At 70.7% G+C, this 17420-nt stretch carries 14 protein-coding genes; all 14 read left to right on the top strand.

The genetic code is table 11. The features are described from left to right. Nucleotides 1-5: 5 nt before the first annotated feature. The 14 genes from ACFYYH_RS31875 to ACFYYH_RS31810 all read left to right on the top strand — a co-directional run bounded on the left by ACFYYH_RS31875 (nucleotide 6) and on the right by ACFYYH_RS31810 (nucleotide 17176). The gene (locus ACFYYH_RS31875; protein ID WP_388558514.1) at nucleotides 6-332 is read left to right on the top strand and encodes a YciI family protein; all 327 of its coding nucleotides are present in this window, start codon (nucleotides 6-8) and stop codon (nucleotides 330-332) included. Between the two features lies 1 nt (nucleotide 333). Next, nucleotides 334-1632, top strand: a complete 1299-nt coding sequence (locus ACFYYH_RS31870; RefSeq protein WP_388558512.1) for a PLP-dependent aminotransferase family protein — start codon at nucleotides 334-336, stop codon at nucleotides 1630-1632. Between the two features lie 67 nt (nucleotides 1633-1699). Further along, nucleotides 1700-2977 (top strand): ATP-grasp domain-containing protein, encoded by a 1278-nt coding sequence (locus ACFYYH_RS31865; protein WP_388558509.1) that lies wholly within the window; start codon nucleotides 1700-1702, stop codon nucleotides 2975-2977. A 105-nt stretch (nucleotides 2978-3082) separates the two neighbouring features. Further along, nucleotides 3083-4192 carry an LLM class flavin-dependent oxidoreductase gene (locus tag ACFYYH_RS31860; protein ID WP_388558506.1) on the top strand — a complete coding sequence of 370 codons (1110 nt, stop codon included), beginning with the start codon at nucleotides 3083-3085 and terminating at the stop codon, nucleotides 4190-4192. 84 nt (nucleotides 4193-4276) lie between these two features. Continuing rightward, on the top strand, nucleotides 4277-4750 hold the full coding sequence (locus ACFYYH_RS31855; protein ID WP_388558503.1) for a flavin reductase family protein: 474 nt from the start codon (nucleotides 4277-4279) through the stop codon (nucleotides 4748-4750). Between the two features lie 146 nt (nucleotides 4751-4896). Further along, on the top strand, nucleotides 4897-6570 hold the full coding sequence (locus ACFYYH_RS31850; protein WP_388558500.1) for a GH3 auxin-responsive promoter family protein: 1674 nt from the start codon (nucleotides 4897-4899) through the stop codon (nucleotides 6568-6570). A gap of 4 nt (nucleotides 6571-6574) precedes the next feature. Continuing rightward, nucleotides 6575-7456, top strand: coding sequence for an alpha/beta hydrolase (locus ACFYYH_RS31845; RefSeq protein ID WP_388558497.1), 882 nt, complete (start codon nucleotides 6575-6577; stop codon nucleotides 7454-7456). After that, nucleotides 7449-8642, top strand: a complete 1194-nt coding sequence (locus ACFYYH_RS31840; protein WP_388558494.1) for a mandelate racemase/muconate lactonizing enzyme family protein — start codon at nucleotides 7449-7451, stop codon at nucleotides 8640-8642. The genes ACFYYH_RS31845 and ACFYYH_RS31840 overlap by 8 nt, the downstream gene beginning before the upstream one ends. Next, nucleotides 8639-9505, top strand: a complete 867-nt coding sequence (locus ACFYYH_RS31835) for an FAH family protein (RefSeq protein WP_388558491.1) — start codon at nucleotides 8639-8641, stop codon at nucleotides 9503-9505. The genes ACFYYH_RS31840 and ACFYYH_RS31835 overlap by 4 nt, the downstream gene beginning before the upstream one ends. Nucleotides 9506-9861: 356 nt before the next feature. Then, on the top strand, nucleotides 9862-10209 hold the full coding sequence (locus ACFYYH_RS31830; RefSeq protein WP_388558488.1) for a hypothetical protein: 348 nt from the start codon (nucleotides 9862-9864) through the stop codon (nucleotides 10207-10209). Between the two features lie 288 nt (nucleotides 10210-10497). Next, the gene (gene pstC, locus ACFYYH_RS31825; RefSeq protein WP_388558485.1) at nucleotides 10498-11532 is read left to right on the top strand and encodes a phosphate ABC transporter permease subunit PstC; all 1035 of its coding nucleotides are present in this window, start codon (nucleotides 10498-10500) and stop codon (nucleotides 11530-11532) included. 120 nt (nucleotides 11533-11652) lie between these two features. Continuing rightward, complete coding sequence (pstA, locus tag ACFYYH_RS31820; protein ID WP_388558482.1) at nucleotides 11653-12924, top strand: phosphate ABC transporter permease PstA; 1272 nt, start codon at nucleotides 11653-11655, stop codon at nucleotides 12922-12924. Continuing rightward, the gene (locus ACFYYH_RS31815; RefSeq protein WP_388558479.1) at nucleotides 12921-14672 is read left to right on the top strand and encodes a phosphate ABC transporter substrate-binding protein PstS; all 1752 of its coding nucleotides are present in this window, start codon (nucleotides 12921-12923) and stop codon (nucleotides 14670-14672) included. Before pstA ends, ACFYYH_RS31815 begins: the two co-directional genes overlap by 4 nt. Continuing rightward, complete coding sequence (locus tag ACFYYH_RS31810; protein ID WP_388558476.1) at nucleotides 14669-17176, top strand: hypothetical protein; 2508 nt, start codon at nucleotides 14669-14671, stop codon at nucleotides 17174-17176. Before ACFYYH_RS31815 ends, ACFYYH_RS31810 begins: the two co-directional genes overlap by 4 nt. Nucleotides 17177-17420: the final 244 nt, after the last annotated feature.

Below are 17420 nucleotides of genomic sequence, written 5' to 3'. Positions count from 1 at the left end.
TGGGTGTGGCGAAGTTTGTCGTGGAATTCAAGTACAACGTCGACCGGGCGGGGCGTCAGCATCTGCATCCCGCGCATGCCGAGAACCTCTACGGCCTCGCCGAGCGCGGAGTACTGCTGCTGGCGGGACCCCTGTCCGAAGAGAATGCCGGGCTGCTCGTCTACGAGGTGGACGACCGCGAGGAACTCCAGAAGATTCTTGACGAGGAGCCCTATGTCAGGGGCGGGATCGTCGCCGGCACGCGCATTCAGCGCTGGGAACCCGGCAAGGGCAGTTGGATCACGGCACTGAACCGGACCGAGCGGGACTCCGGGAGAGAGGACACCCCCTGAAATGGTTTCGTTGAAGCATGAGTCACTGCATGCCGGGATCGTCGATCCGGAAATGGATTCGATGCGGATCCTCAGTGAGACCGCCCTCAGGTTTCCTGACGCGCTGTCGTTCTCCTCGGGCGCTCCCTACGACGGCAATCACGATCTGACGAATCTCTCCTTCTACATCGACCGCTACATCAAGCATCTCCGCGACAGCGGTATGCCGGAACAGCGCATCACCCGGCTGCTGTTCCAGTACGGACCGGTCAACGGCTTCATCCAGGACGAGGTCGCCCTGATGCTGAAGCGGGACGAGAACATCGATGTCCCGGCCGAGGCGATCATGATCACGCACGGGTTCCAGGAGGCGGCCCTGGTCGCGCTGCGGGGCCTGTTCTCCTCACCCGACGATGTGCTCCTCGCCGTCTCACCCGCCTATGTGGGCATCCGCGGCGCGGCCCGGATGCTCGGCATCACGGTCAGGGGCATCACCGAGGGGCCCGACGGGATGGACCCCGAGGACGTGGCCGCCGCGGCCCGCGCCGTACGGGCGGAGGGCAAGCGCGCCGTCGCCCTGTATGTGGTCCCCGACTTCTCCAACCCGTCCGGAACGGTGCTCCCCCTCCAGGCCCGGGAGCGCCTCCTCGAAGTCGCCGCCGAGGAGGACCTGATCATCCTGGAGGACAACCCGTACGGCCTGTTCGCGCGGGACGGCGAGTCCAAGCCCACCCTCAAGTCGCTGGACACCGACCAGCGGGTCGCCTACCTCGGGTCGTTCGCCAAGTCGGCGTTCCCGGGCGCGCGGCTGGGCTATCTCGTCGCCGACCAGCCGGTCACCGACGCCACCGGTTCGACCCGCACGCTGGCCCAGGTCCTCTCCAAGGCCAAGGCCATGTTCACCGTCGGTTCCTCCACCCTGTCCCAGGCGGCCATCGGCGGCATCCTCGTCGAGAACGACTACGATCTGCGCTCCGCCACCCGGGAGCTGGCGGCCGTCTACATCGAGCGGCTGGACGCCACCCTGGCCGCGCTCGCCGAGCACTTCCCGCCCGAGCGGTCCGCCGAACACGGCGTGCGCTGGAACACCCCGCGCGGCGGGTTCTTCCTCACCATCACGGTCCCCTTCACCGCCGACCTGGCGGCCATGGAGCGCTCGGCCCGTGACTACGGGGTGAGCTGGGCACCGATGAACATGTTCTACATCGACGGCGGAGGCGACCGGGAGATCCGGCTCGGATTCAGCAATCTGACCCCGGAAGCCATCCGCGAAGGCATCGCGCGGCTCGCCCGCTTCATCGGCGAGACCCCCCGCGACTGACGGCCCGAGGCCGTCCGCCCCTCCCTGGCCGAAGACGCCATCCGACCCTTGCGTCAGAAGGACGAGTATGAGCAGCACCAGTGACAGTCCGACCGCCGTGGTGATCGACGGCTACGGAGCCGGGAACTTCTATCCCGCGGCCTTCACCGCGGCGGGCGCGCGCGTGATCCATGTCCAGAGCACCGCCGAACTCATCCCCACGATGCTGGCGCCGAATCTGTCGCTGTACGCGGAGAACATCGTGTGCACCGACCCGCGGGCGCTGGTCGAACTGCTCCGCCCGTACGCCCCGGTCTGTGTCGTCGCCGGCCAGGAGTCCGCCGTCCGGCTCGCGGACCGGATCAGTGAGGCGCTGGGTGTCGCCTCCAACGGCACCGCGCTCTCGCCGGCCCGCCGGAACAAGTACGAGATGATCGAGGCCCTGCGCCGGGCCGGGGTGCGCTGCGCCGAGCAGTTCAAGAGCAGCGACCCCGCGGCGGTGGTCAAGTGGGCCGAGGAGCACGGCACCTACCCGGTCGTCGTCAAACCGATCAGCTCGGCCGCCTCGGACGGCGTCTTCATCTGTGAGAGCGCCGACGACGTCCGCGTCGCCGCCGAGCGCGTCCTGACCACCAAGGACATCTTCGGCTTCGCCAACACCGAGGCGCTCGTCCAGTCGTACCTCAAGGGCACCGAGTACGTGGTCGACACCGTGAGCGCGGACGGCCACCACTACACCAACGCCGTCTGGCAGTACAAGAAGAACCTGCTCAGGTCCGGCCGCAACATCTACGACATGGACATCCTCCACCCCCAGGACAGCGCACCGGTCCCGGCCCTGATCGCCTATGTGCGGGAGGTCCTGGCGGCGCTCGCGGTGCGGTGGGGTCCCTCCCACGCCGAGGTCATGGTCACGGACGAGGGCCCGGTGCTGGTGGAGATCGCCACCCGGCTCAACGGGAACCTCAACGCCCCCTTCCAGGACGAGTGCCTGGGCAACAACCAGCCCTCGCTGGCCGCACAGGCCTATGTCGACCCCGAGGCGTTCATCAAGCGGTACGCCGGCGGTGTCTACCGCAAGCTCAAGTGCGGCATCGTCTACAACTCGCCGAACGAACTCGACGGAGTCGTGGAGTCCGTCGACCAGGCGGCCGTGGACGAGATCAACGCGCTGCCGAGCGTCTATCTGGCCGGGCTCAAGGTGGCACCGGGCTCCCGGCTCCGCCCGACCACCGACCTGCTGTCCAGCTCCATGAAGATCTATCTGCTGTCGTCCAGCGAAGAGGAGATCCAGGCCGACTACGAGAAGATCCGCGCCCTGAAGGATTCGGTCTACCGACTCGCCCAGGTGCCGGACAGGGCCTGAGGGGTGTCCCGTCCGGATCTTGCTGGGCCCGATCCGAACGAAAGACCCCAGATGCTTCCGACGTCCCGTTCCGCCCCGTCCCCTCACTTTCCCCGGAGGAAAGCTGTGCACAGCCGAATAGGCCTTTTCCTTTCGCCCGTCCATGAGACGGGGCAGGACCCGCACCTCGCGATCCAGCGGAACCTGGAACTGGTCGAGCACGCGGACCGGCTCAACTTCGACGAGGCGTGGTTCGGCGAGCACCACACCCTGGGCTGGGGCCTGGTCGGCGCTCCCGAGACACTGATCGCCGCCGCCTCCCAGCGCACCAGCCAGATCAGACTCGCGCACGGAGTCGTGCCGCTCTCGGGCCACCACCCCTTCCATGTGGCCAGCCGCGCCGTGCATCTCGACCATCTCACCCGGGGCCGCTACATCCTCGGTGTGGGTCCCGGGGTGCCCTTCGACGCGACGATGTTCGGTCTCGACGGCGCCACCCAGCGCAAGCGGCTCGACGAGGCGCTGCCGACCGTGCTGGAACTGGTCAACGGGGAGTCACGGGTCACCCAGAAGACCGACTGGTACGAACTGAGGGACGCCAAGCTCCAGTTGCCGCGCTTCGGGCCGGGACCGATCGAGGTGGCGATGGCCACCTCCGGCACCTCGGTGACCAGCCCGCGCCTCGCGGGCCGGTACGGGCTGAGCATGACCTCCTTCGCGCTGCCCTTCGCGCTGCTGACCCCGGGCGCCCCGGACCACATCGGCCTGGCGCAGCAGTGGAAGCACGCGGAGGAGTCGGCCGAGGAGCACGGCCAGGTCCTCGACCGGAACGACTGGCGGATCGCGCTGCCCGTCCATGTCGGGGAGACGAGCAAGCAGGCCTTCGACGAGGTCCGCGACGGCTACGACCGCTGGCTGTTCGAGTACTTCGCCAAGGCGGCGGGCCGCGAGGTCCTCAGCCCCGGCACCCCCCGGGAGAAGGCGCTCGAAGCACGGGTCGAGGCCGGCGGCGCGCTGGTCGGCTCGGTCGACGAGGTCGTCTCCGGCATCCGCAGGATGCAGGAGGCCACCGGAGGCTTCGGCAAGCTGCTGGTGTACGTCGCGGACTGGGCCTCCTCGGAGCGGACCAACCGCAGCCTCGAACTGCTCGCCCGCTATGTCGCCCCGCAGATCAACGGCGCGGCGGCCCGGCCGAGGGAAGCCGTCGACTGGGCGATCGCGAGCCGCGCCAAGTAGCCGTACCGGCGGCCCGGCGTTCCGCGCCGGGCCGTTTCCCGCATGTCCGCCAAGACCGTCCCGCCGGACCGAGTGGAAGAACAGATGCTGGATCAGCGTTCGTTTCGTAACATTCTCGGGCGATTCACCACGGGAGTCGTACTGGTCACCGCGCAGACGGAGGACGGGCCCGTGGGCATGGCCGTCAACTCCTTCACCTCCGTATCGCTGGAACCGCCGCTCGTCGCCGTGTGCGCCGCGTACACCTCGACCACCTGGCCGTCCATCCGGGCGGCCGGGAGCTTCGCGGTCACCATCCTCGGTGACCGCCACGCGGATCTGTGCCGTCTCTTCAGCTCCCGCGGAGCCGACCGGTTCACCGGCCGGGAGTGGGCCCTCACCCGGGCCGGACACCCCATCCCGGCCGACGGGCTGGGCTGGCTGGACTGCCGTATCTCCGTGATCCACCCGGCGGGCGACCATGAACTGGTCATCGCCTCGGCGGCCGAGGGGGAGGTGACGGAAGCGGCGGATCCGCTGGTGTTCCACGCCGGCCGCTTCCGGGAGCTGGTGGCCTGAGGCCGTACGAGCGGCCCCGCGCGCCTTTCCGCACCGAGCCGGCCGCTTTCCTTCCCCGAGCCTTTCTCGCTTTCCCGAGCTCAATTCCCGTATGCACATTCATCGGCACTACAGGTTAGAGATCAACTTAGGGAGAAGTCGAAGTCGTGGGCAGATCGCACTGGCAAGAGCACTGGAATGCGCGTCGTGTTCCCTTCTTACAGGAGTGTGCGGAGGCCCGCGCGACTCTGCTGGCCGACCTCAAGGACCCCGGAGCCGCCCAGGCCCGGGTCCTCGCGGACATCATCGGCGTCTGTGCCGGCTCGCTCCACTGGAAGGAGCGGGGGTACGACTCGGTCGCCGCCGACCCCGGCAGTTTCCGTTCGGTCCTGCCCGTGATGCGGTACAGCGACTTCGACGCGGAGATCGACCGGGAGACCCGCACCAAGGGCGGGGTGCTGTCGTGCAGTCCGGTGCTGCGCTGGCTCAAGACGAGCGGCACCACCGGGGTTCCCAAGCGGGTCCCGTACACCCTGCACTGGCTGCTGACCTACCGCATCGCCGCCATGCAGGCCATGTGGGGGACATATGTCGAGCACCATCCCGAACTGCTCTCCCACCCCTATGCCACCCTGGACACCCAGACCGTCCACGAGAACGTGGACGACCATCTGTACGGAGTCCAGTACCAGGCGATCAGCAACCGGCACCCGCGGATCAACAGCCGCGACTGGAACCCGCCGTGGGCCGCGTCCCCGTGGTTCGGCACCGAGGCGCCCTCGTCGCACTCCGGCCGGATGTACCACCGCATCCGCCATCTCCTGGGCAGGCCGCTGCACTTCATATCGGCGATCAACCCGAGCACCCTCATCTCGCTGCGCGATCTGATCGCGGAGCACGGTCCCGCCCTGGTCCGCGATCTACGCGCGGGCACCCTGGAGGGCGAGCCGTACGGCGAGCCGGACCACGAGGCGGCCGACCAGCTCGAAGCCGTGCTGGCCCGGGGGCGGTTCACGCTCAAGGACGTATGGCCGTCGCTGAGCTTCTACAGCTGCTGGCTCTCCTCCTCCGCCGGTCTCTACCAGTCCAAGCTGGACGCGGTCCTGCCGGGCGTCGCCAAGATGCCGTTCATGAGCTGCGGCACCGAGGGCGTGACCACCATCCCGGTCGACGGCTCACTGGACAGCCAGCCGCTCGCCGTCAACCAGGCGTTCTTCGAGTTCGTACCGGCCGAGGTGCCCCTCGGGGAGCTCGTCGACGCGGGGGAGCGGCCCGAGACCCTGCTGTTCGACGAGGTCGAGGCCGGGCGCGACTACCACCTGATCATGTCGCAGGGCAACGGCCTCTACCGGCTGTGGAGCGGGGACATCTACCGCGTCGACCGCATCGTGGACGGCACCCCGTGGATCCACTTCGTCGAACGCGCCGGCATCTTCCACTCCTTCACGGGCGAGAAGATCACCGAGTCCCAGGTCACCCAGGCCATCGAGCAGGCCCTCGCCACCGGCGGCCTGTCCAACGGCCTGTATCTGTGCGGGCCGCAGTGGGGCGAGCCGCCGCACTACGTGGTCGTCGGCGAAGTGCCGGAGCCGCGTGCCGAACTGGACCACGCGCTCTCCGGGTCGGTCGACCGGGAACTGCGGACGATCAATATCGAGTACGCCTCGAAGCGCGACAGCGGACGCCTCGGCCCGCTCAGGTTCTTCACCGTCTCGCCCGACCGGATCGCCGCGTACACCGAGTCGCGCCGCCAGCAGGGCAACACGACCCAGTACAAGTACAAGCCGTTCCAGAAGGACGCCGACTTCGTCGCCGACCTCGTCGGCCACTCCGGAGGGTGACGGGATGATCGAGACCAAGAGGCCGCCGCAGAACGTCCGGCGCGAGATCATCACCCTGTCGTCCGGTGGAGCCGAGCTGGCCCTCCACCTCTGGCGGCCCCGTAACGAGGTGAAGGGCGCGGTCTTCTACTTCCACGGCCTCCAGAGCCACGCGGGATGGCTGTGGGAGGTGGGGCCGCGCTTCGCCGACAACGACATCGCCTTCTACGTCCTCGACCGGCGCGGCAGCGGCATCAGCTCCGGCGAACGCGGCGAACTGCCCGACGCGGAGACGGTCATCGCCGACTACGTCCACGCCCTCGCGTGGGTACGGGAGTCCATCGGCGACGAGGTGCCGCTCTCGCTCTTCGGGCACTGCCTGGGCGGATCCTTCCTGGCCGCCCTGCTGCACCACCCGGACTTCACCACCCGCTACGACGCCGTCGTCTACTGCTCGGCCTGGCTGGGGCGGCTCCACGCCACCCTCGGCGAGGAGGAGCGGGCGGCGCTCGCCGCCGACCGGAGCCGGGAGCTGTGGGACGCCGGTCTGAAGTCGTCCGACTTCACCGACGACCCGACCTACCGGGACTACATCGACCACGACGATCTCGCGGTACGGCGGCTCGTCCGCAGCTCCCGCGCCACCCTGCTGGAGCTGGAGCGGCTCTACATGGAACCGCGGCACCGGCCCCCCGAGGTCCCGGCGGCGTTCGTGTCGGGCCTGACCGACCCCATCGTCGATCTCGACGCCACCCACCGGGTCTTCCACGAACTGGTCTCCGGCCGGGGGATGATCATCAAATTCCCCACCGACAAGCACTATCTCTTCTACACCGACGTCAGCGGCAGCCTGATCGACTGGGCCTCGGCCTACACCCTGCTCCAGGGGCTGGACCGCGATGTCTGAGGCACGCCTGTACCGGGTGGCCCTGCCCATGCGGATCGGGTTCGACCACCCGGCGGCCCGGCGCAGCACCAGCGACAGCCTGGTGCTGCGCCTGGAGGCCGACGGGACGAGCGGGACCGGGGAGTGCGCGCCCCGCGCGTATGTCACCGGCGAGACCGCCGACGGTGTGGTCGAGGCGCTGCGCCGGGTCCCGATGGACAAACTGTTCGCGCGGCTCGGCTCGCTGCCCCCGGCGGAGCTGCTCGGCCGGCTCCACGAGGACGGCTTCGAGACGGTGTTCGACATCGAGGGCGGCAACAATCTGGTCTGTCTGCTGGAGACGGCCGTGCTCGATCTGCTCGGCCACCGGCTCGGCGTCCCCGCCGGGGACCTGCTCCCCGGGCCCGCCCCGGACCCCGGTGGCACGGATGCCCTGCCCGTCTCCCAGGTGCTCGATCTGAGCATCGGCGCCGAGGAGTTCCTCGCCACCCGGGGCCCGTTCCACTTCGTGAAGATCAAGGCGTCGGACGACATCGAGCGGGACGCCCGTACGGCGACGACGATCCGGGAACGGCTCGGCGACGGCGTTCCCCTCATGGTGGACGCCAATATGAGCTGGACGCCGCAGACGGCGGTGGCCAACGCCCGGCGGCTGCGCGCCTGCGGGGTGGAGCATGTCGAGGAGCCACTGCCCCGGCGGTCCTGGGAGAGTCTGCGCGCGCTGCGCCGGGCGACCGGTATCCGCGTCATGCTGGACGAGTCGGTGTGTACGGCGGACGACGCCCGTACGGCGTTCGAGGCCGAGGCCTGCGACGCCGTCAACGTCCGGGTCGCCAAGAACGGCGGACTGCTGAACGCCGCCCGGATCGTCGGCCTCGCGCGGGCCGCCGGGAAGGCCTTCCAGATCGGGGTGCAGGTCGCCGAGACCGGTCCGCTGATCAACGCGGGCCGGGCCCTGGCCTTCCGCAACCCCGACGCGCTGACCGTCGAGGCCGGGCAGTCCGACCGCTTCTTCCCCGAGATGATCGTCTCGCCCCGCCCGGCCGTGGACCGCGGGACCAACACCATCGCGCCTGCCGGGGGCCCCGGCTTCGGGATGCGGCTCAACGACGCCGCCGAGCCCTGGTCCGTACTCGCCCACAGCGAGGGGCGCGGCCCCGGCTGGTATCCGGCACCCCCCACCACACGCCAAGGAGAAACCCCGTGACCGTCCTCTTCGAATGCGTCCACCGCGGCGAACGGCACTTCGGCTGTGAGGCGCCCGTGGACGGCGCGCCGCTGCGGCTGTACCCGCTCGGCGGCGAGGACCTGCGGGCCCGGCTGCTGGCGGCGGACGGGGACGGCGCCGCGCTGGTGGCGGCGCTGACCGAGGGCAGGGAGGCCACGACCGTACCCGCCGCCGAGCGGGACACCGTGACCTTCCGCCCCCCGCTCCTGCCGGACTCCCTCGGGGACGCGCTGGTCAGCGGGTTCATGCAGACCCACAACGTCAAGGCCGACGCGACGACCCAGTCCCAGCCGAACTGGTTCTTCAAGGGCCTCGGCGAGACCCTGAAGGTCCCGGGCGAGGCGCTGGCCGTACCGGGGGACGCCGTCGCCGTCTGCGAGGAGGCGGAGGTCGTCCTCGTCTATGTCACCGACGAGGCGGGCGTCCCGCGCTACGTCGGCTACACCTTCGGCAACGACCTCACCGACATCGGCCGCTTCAAGCGCCACAACGGCCATCTCTCCTACGCCAAGCTCTGCGACTCGGGAGTGGCGCCCCTGCTCTTCCTCGACGCCCCGCCCGAGTCGGTCACCGGCCGGGTGACGATCGAACGGGACGGAGCCACCGCCTGGGAGGGCACCTTCACCACCGGCACCAAGGCCCTGCACTACGGGCTGCCGGACATGATGGCCGAGCTGTTCTCGTACACCCCGCTGCTCCACCCGGGCCGGGTGCACTACGTCTACATCGGGGCGGACCGCAGCAGCTTCCACGCCGGCTTCCGGACGGCGGACCGGGACCGGGTGGAGATCAGCTTCGAGACGCACGGGGTGACCCTGGCGAACACCGTCGACTGGCGCTGACCGGACGTCACCCGAGACCCACCGACCGCGGACCGGAGCACCGGTCCGCGGTCGTTCCGCGTCCGGCTCCGTGCCGTCCGGCGCCCCGCCGGTGTGACGCGAGTGATTCATGGTGAGAGAAGGGGGTTTCCCCACGTGCGTCCCCGTGGCGCACGGTGACCTCTCCATGACCAAGGGGCAACATCCTGGCGAATCATCCCGTCAGGCGGCCGGATGAATCCCACGTGTCACGAACGTCTCACTAGGTTGCACCTGCTGCTCCAAGGGCCGTAACCGCGGCCCGACTTGGGATGAGTGGCAGGGGTGGGGACATGGGATCGCCCGATGAGACCGGGAGATTACGGAGCGCCGCCGGCGTGCGCTGTCAGACCGACATCGACGCCGACGGCCGCTACGGATGGCGCGTCGTCGCGCAGAACGGGCGGGTGGTGGCCGTGTCGGCGATCGCCTTCGCCTCGTACGAGCGGTGCCGCGCCTCCTTCGAGGAGGTGTGCCGACAGCACGCGGTCCTCACCGGAGGTGTCCAGCACACACAGGAGAACAACGGCTGGATGTGGATCGTCAGGGACGAGGGCGGACGGCGTCTGATCGTGTCCGCCCGCTCGTACGAGCGGTATTCGACCTGCCGGGCGGCGTACGCCCGCTTCCGCGATCTGCTGCGGGAGCTGGGCGCGAGCGGCGAGATCCCGTGGAGCGGCCGTTGAGGCGGTGGTCCGGTCCGTTGAGGCGGTGGTCCGGTCCTCGCGCACGCCGACGCCGACGCGGACGCGGGAGCAGAAGCCCAGGGAGTCCGGGGAGTCAGGGAGTCCAGGGAGTGCGGGGAGTCCAGGGGCAGGGGGCCGCCGCCCCGCCCGCCCTCCGTACACGGCACTCGCACACGTTCGTCACCGGAAGTTGCCTCTAGGGCGCCCCTCGTTCATATGAAGGTGCCCACGTGTCAACCGCGCCCCGTGAGCGTCGTGGGTGTGCTGAGACGAACAAGGGAGCGAACTGTGGCCGCCGGTATCGCCGGCGGGCCCTTCGGCGGTGACTCCGGCGACGCGCCGGCCGCCGACCGTTCGCGCGTGCTGTACGCCGACCCCGGGCTGCCCGACCGGATCTTCCGCGGTGTGGCCCGGGGCGGCGGCGCCCTGGTGCTCGCCGTCATGCTGCTGGTCGGCGGCTTTCTGCTGTACCGCGCGTGGCCGGCGCTCGACCGGGCCGGCTGGTCCTTCCTGACCACCGAGACCTGGGAGCCGGACGCCGGCCGCTTCGGTATCGCCGCCGTCCTGGTCGGTACGGTGCTGATCGCCCTGGTCGCGATCGTGGTGGCGGTGCCGCTCGCGGTCTGCGCGGCGCTCTACATCTCCGAGTACGCGCGGCCCGGTGTCCGCACCACGCTGATCAGCGTCGTCGACCTGATGGCGGCCGTGCCGAGCGTCGTCTACGGACTCTGGGGGCTCTTCTTCTTCGAGGGCGCGGTCCTGCCCACCGCCCGCTGGATCGCCACCTATCTGGGCTGGTTCCCCCCGTTCGGCGTCGTCGGCGTCGACCCGGGCGACCCGCTCTCCACCGAGACCGTCTACACCTCCTCGACCCTGATCGCGGGCATCGTGGTGGGCCTCATGGTCGCGCCGATCATCTGCTCGGTGATGCGTGAGGTGTTCACCCAGGCACCGGCCGGTGAGCGCGAGGGCGCGTACGCGCTGGGCGCCACCCGCTGGGGCATGATCCGCACCGTCGTCCTGCCGTTCGGCAAGGGCGGCATGATCGGGGGCACCATGCTCGGCCTCGGCCGGGCCCTGGGCGAGACCATCGCCGTCTATCTGATCATCTCGCCGGTCTTTGTGATCCAGTGGCATGTCCTCCAGAGCGGCACCAGCTCGGTCTCCTCACTGATCGCGCTGCGGTACGGAGAGGCCGGCCCCTTCGCCATGTCCGCGCTGATGGCCGCGGGCCTCGCGCTCTTCGTGATGACCCTGATCGTCAACTTCGCCGCCTCGTCGATCGTCGCCCGCAGCCGCTCCGGCGCGGCGAGCGACGCCTGACGCCATGACCTCGACCGGTCCACCGGGGCCGTCCGGCCGCCGGTCCGCTCTCCCTCCTCGCCGCCGCGCGCGCCGATGTCCACCAGCCCACCGTCCGCCGTCAAAGGGGATCCACCCGTCATGACCCTCGCACCCGAGACGCCGCCGCCCGCCACGGCGCACCGGCGCACCGTGCTGCCCGCGAGCCGGCCACGGCCCGTCGAGCCGGGCGGGGAGCGGCGGCGTTCCCTGGGGCTGAGCAGGGCCACGGACACCTACGCGCTGCTGGGCGCGGCGTGCGCGGCGGTCGCCCTGACCGCGCTGCTCTTCGTCTGGCTGCTGCCGTTCGACGGGGTGGTCGGCTTCCTGTGCGCCGGGTACGTGATCTTCCTCGCCCTGTACGCGCTGCTGGTCTCCTTCGACGAGGACGGGGCGACCGTACGGGACCGGGTCGCGGGGGTCGTCGTCCGGGGGATGGGCCTGATCATGCTGGTCGCCCTGGCCTTCGTGATCGTCTTCACCCTGTGGCAGGGGCGCAGGGCACTGCCCCATCTCAACTTCTTCACCGAGGACATGACGCTCTCCGGGCCGCTCGAACCGCTGAGCGTGGGCGGCATCCTGCACGCCGTCGTCGGCACGCTGGAGCAGATCGCCATCGCGCTGGTGCTGACCGTGCCGGCCGGGCTGCTCTGCGCGGTCTTCCTCAACGAGGTGCCGGGACGGTTCGCGCGGTTCGTCCGCACCATCGTCGAGGCCATGACCGCGCTGCCGTCCATCGTCGCCGGCCTGTTCGTCTACGCCACCGTGATCCTCGGCCTGGGCACCGGGAGGTCGGGCCTCGCGGCCTCCCTCGCCCTGGCGGTGATGATGCTGCCCATCATCATCCGCGCCTCCGACGTGGTGCTCAGGCTGGTCCCGGGCACGCTGCGCGAGGCGTCGTACGCGCTGGGCACCTCACGCTGGCGCACCGCCTGGCACGTGGTGCTGCCCACCGCGCGCTCCGGCCTCACCACCTCGGTGATCCTCGGCACCGCGCGCGGGGTCGGCGAGACCTCCCCGGTGCTGCTCACGGCGGGTTTCACCGCGGAGATGAACGCCGATCCGTTCGACGGCGCGCAGGTGTCCCTGCCGCTCGCCGCCTTCCAGTTCGTCGCGTCGCCCGAACCCGCCATGATCGCCCGCGGCTTCGGCACCGCGGCGACCCTGATGGCGCTGGTGCTGCTGCTGTTCGTCCTCGCCCGTGTCATCGGCGGGCGCGCACCCGGGCAGCTGACCCGCCGTCAGACCCATCGGCGCGTGCTCGCCTCGCGCCGTGACGCCGAGCGCTTCGCCACCCGCACCCGCACCCGCACCGGTGAGGACGGCCGCACGCCGCCCGCACCCTCCGCCCACCCCTTCAGGAGTTCCCCGTGAGACCCGCGACCGTCTCCCGACTGTGCATGGGGCTGGCCGCGCTGCTCTGCGCGCTGCTCGCCGTCGGCCCGCCGCCCGCCTGGGCGGCGACCTATCCGAAGATCAACGGCGCGGGCTCCACCTGGAGCGCCAACGCGCTGGACCAGTGGCGCCGCAATGTCGCCTCCAACTTCGGTATGACCGTCAACTTCGCGGCGACCGGCTCGTCCAACGGCCGTGAGCAGTTCAGGAACGGCTCGGTCGACTTCGGTGTCTCCGAGATCCCGTACGGGCTGAAGGAGGGCGGCGTCACCGACGCCCCGCCCCGACGCGGTTACGCCTATATGCCGATCGTGGCCGGCGGTACCGCCTTCATGTACAACCTGCGGATCGGCGGCAAGCGGGTCACCAATCTGCGGCTCTCCGGCGCGGTCCTCGCCAAGATCCTCACCTCGAAGATCACCATGTGGAACGCGCCCGAGATCAGGACCGACAACCCGGGGCTCACCCTGCCCGCCCGCCGGATCGTCCCCGTCGTACGCTCCGACGGCTCCGGTACGACCGCGCAGCTCACCTCCTGGCTGGCCGAGGAACACGGCTCCACGTGGAACGACTACTGCGGGCGGGCCGGACGCGCCACACCGTGCGGCGCGACCTCGTACTTCCCGGTCGTGCCCGGCACCTCGACCATCGCCAAGTCCGGTTCGCTCGGCGTCTCCAGCTATGTGAAGCAGAGCCAGGCCGAGGGCGCGCTCACCTATGTCGAGTACTCGTACGCCATCTCGACCGGCTTCCCGGTGGCCAAGATGCTCAACGAGTCGGGCTACTACGTGGAGCCGACCGCCTCCAGCGTCGCCGTGGCCCTGCTCGACGCGAGGATCAACCCGGACAAGAACTCCACCAACTATCTGACCCAGATCCTCGACGGCGTCTACCGCTCGCGGGACACCAGGTCCTATCCGCTCTCCAGCTACAGCTACATGATCATCCCCACCTCGCTGGAGGGCGAGCAGAACCCGATGACCAGGGCCAAGGGCCTCTCCCTGGGCACCTTCGCCAACTACTTCCTCTGCGACGGCCAGCAGATGGCCGAGGAGCTGGGGTACTCACCGCTGCCGAAGAACCTCGTGCAGGCGGGCTTCGAGCAGGTCAAGCGCATCCCCGGCGCCCCCACGGACAAGATCAACATCAACTCCTGCCGCAACCCCACCTTCTCCTCGGACGGGACCAACACCCTCGCCAGGAACGCCCCGCGGCCGAAGGACTGCGACCGCAAGGGCCCGACCCAGTGCTCGACCGGCACCGCGGGCGCCAAGGGACAGCAGACCCCGGTGAAGCCCTCCGCGCAGGGCGCCAACGGCGGTTCCGGCAGCGGCGGCACGGGCGGCACCGGGAGCACGGGCGGCACCGGAGGGACCGGCGGCCCCGGCGGTACGGGCGCCACCCCGGCCGGCACCGCGGGAGCGGGCACGGCCGCGGGCGCCACGGGCGGCGCCTCCGGCTCCCAGGACCCGGCCGCCGCGGCGGCCGGCGCGTCCGGCGGGGTGATCGACCCCGACACGGGCGAGCTGATCACCGATGGCGCCTCCGGCGGCGGGGACCCCTCGGTCGTCGGGAATCCGGTCACCCTGGCCTCCGGCGAGACCTCGGGGCTGCGCGGCGCGCTGATGGCGCTCTCCGCCCTGCTGCTGGTCGGCGTGATCATCGGCCCGCCGCTCACCGCACGCGCGCTCTCCTCGCGCAACCGCCGCGGGGAGGGATCGGGATGAGCACGCGCGACCTGCTCAGGACCCGCCGGGTGACGGCCGGTGTCGCCGCGCTGGCCGGCGCCCTGCTGCTGGCCCTCGTCCCGCTGCCGTCCGGCGGGGACCAGGCGCGGGCGGCGGAGGCGGGGGCGGTGGAGGCGAGGGCCGGCGCGGAGGACTCCGCGCTGACACTGACCGGCGGGAAGGGCCCGTACGACGACTTCTCCGACCTCCGGGTGACGGTCCACCAGACGAGGAATCTACGCGCGCAGGGCGTGCGGGTGACCTGGACGAGCCGTGAGACGCCACCCTCGAACGGGTACCGGAACTTTCTCCAGATCATGCAGTGCTGGGGGGACGGTCCGGCGGGTCCCGACCGCGAGCAGTGCGAGTTCGGGGCGAGCCGCGCGGGCACCCGCTGGATGAGCCAGCGCGACCTGCCCCAGGGCTCGGACCCGCTGGAGAAGGAGTACGTCGACCACCCCGTCGGCAATCCCTTCGTGCCGTTCCGGCCGGTGGAGGGCGAGCCGACCGACTCGGTGTCCGACTGGACGTACTTCAGCCCCAACGACACCAACGCCCAGCCGTGGCTGAGGACAAGGAGCGACGGCACCGGCGAGGCGGTCTTCGAGGTGAAGACGGCCGTCGAGGCGCCCTATCTGGGCTGCGGCGCCGTCGAACGGGCCGGTGGTCCCGGCACGCCCCGGCGGTGCTGGCTGGTCGTCGTCCCGCGCGGGGAGAGCGACCCCGACGGATCGGTCAACCCCTCCGACGGTCTCACCACCTCGCCGCTCAGCCAGTCCAACTGGGACCAGCGGCTCGTCTTCCCGATGGACTTCGGACCGGTGGGCAACTCCTGCCCGGCGGACATGGCCGAGCGCCGGCTCAGCGGGTCCGAGCTGCTGACCGACGCCATCACCTCCTGGCAGTCGGCACTGTGCGAGGGCGCCGACTCGCGCTTCACCTTCAGCCAGTTCGGCGAGGACTACACGCGCAACCTCATCCAGAACCCCACCTCGACCTCGCCCGGCCTGGGCATCACCGTCGCGCCCCTGGAGACCGAGGAGCCGCAGGTGGTGCACGCCCCGGTGGCCGTCAGCGGGGTCGCGGTCGGCTTCTTCTGGGAGGACCGCGACAACGGCGGACAGCAGGTACGCGATCTCCGGCTCAGCCCACGGCTGCTCGCCAAACTGCTGACGGGCTCCTACCCCTACGACATACGGCAGCTCGACTTCACCAATCCCGTTCCCGACCATCTCCGGGGGAACGCGGAATCCATTGTGGTCGACCCCGAGTTCCGGAAGCTCAATCCCGCCCTCGACCGTCCGGCGGCGGCCCAGCTCAATCCCGGCGGAATACTCGTCCAGGCGGGTAATTCCGATGTCAACGCACTCGTCTGGAACTATCTCCAGTCCGACACCGAGGCCCGGGAATTCCTCCAGGGGAAAGCGGATCCCTGGGGAATGAAGGTGAACCCCTACTACAAGGACCTCGGACTCGACGAGACCGCCCCCCTCGACTTCCCGAAGGCCGATCCGACCGAGACCCGGGCGCGGCTGGTCATCAACGGCGAGGAGATGACCCTGCCGTACGGACAGCTGGAGAAGTCCCCGTACTCCAACGACATGCACAACGGCGCGCTGCGGGTACGGCGCGGCGCCACCGGGGCGGCCTTCGTCCCGGCGCTCGACGCGTCCTCGCCCGGCGGCATGAAACTGGTGACCTCCGACGTCAACCCCGGTGAGCGGATGGCGTACGGCATCGTCGACACGGCGTCGGCGGCCCGCTACCAGCTCGACCTCGCCGCCCTCCCCGACGCCGACGGCACCTATGTCGAGCCGACCGAGGACTCCCTGCTGAAGGCCGTCGCGCGGATGCCCGACTCCGCCGTCAAGGGCGTGAAGGCCCCCACGCCGGCCACGGCGAAGGACGGCGCCTACCCGCTGACCGCGGTCGCCTACGCCGTCGCCCCGCTGGACCAGCCGGCGGACGCCCGCCGGGACTACGCGCGGCTGATCCGGTACGCGGCCGGCGCCGGCCAGAGCCCGGGGCTGGCCCCCGGTGAGCTGCCGCCCGGGTACGCCCCGATGCCCAAGGCCCTGCGGGACCAGGCGCTCGCCGCCGCCGACCGGCTCGTACGCGGCGCGCCGGCCGGCCCCGGCGCACCGCCGGCGTCCGGCGCCGGGACCGGCGGTGACGGTGGCGGCGGCGCGGCGGGCGCGCCCGCCGGCGGCGACGGCTCCGCGACCACCGGCGGCGCCGGCGCCGGGGGAGCGGCGACCGCCGCCGGCACCGACGGCGCGCCCGGCCCCTCGGCCTCACCGGGCGGGGCGACCGGCGGCGCGGGGGGCCCCGGTCCGGCGAAGAGCGCCCTCGCCTCGTCCGGCGGGCCGACCCCCGGCGAGGTCCTGGGCGCCGTCCGCTGGGTGCTGCTCGGGGTGCTGGTCGCGGGCGGCGCCGCCGCGCTGGCCGGTCCCGTACTCCTGCGGCTCTCCGCACGGCGGGCGGCGACGGGCGGCTCCGGATGAGCTGACGCTCCCTGGCCCCGGAATTCCCGGAGCGGCGTCCCGCCCTCCGGGAATTCCGCGCAGCCATGCGCGAATTCCCTAGGGGTCGCCTAGGAAATGCCCCCGTAACCTTTTCATTCAATGGAGTTGGTGGTTCTCCGGCGGGAGAATACGGAACTGTTCACGGTGTCGGCCGACGGGTCGGCAGCAACGAAAATCCGGATTCCTCTTGACCGTCCATTCCTCGCAATCCGTATTCACGGAG

This window comes from Streptomyces sp. NPDC002018 (assembly GCF_042890865.1).
GTDB lineage: Bacteria > Actinomycetota > Actinomycetes > Streptomycetales > Streptomycetaceae > Streptomyces.
The sequence above is the reverse complement of the archived record's forward strand: the minus strand, read 5'-3'. Positions and strand labels throughout refer to the sequence as shown.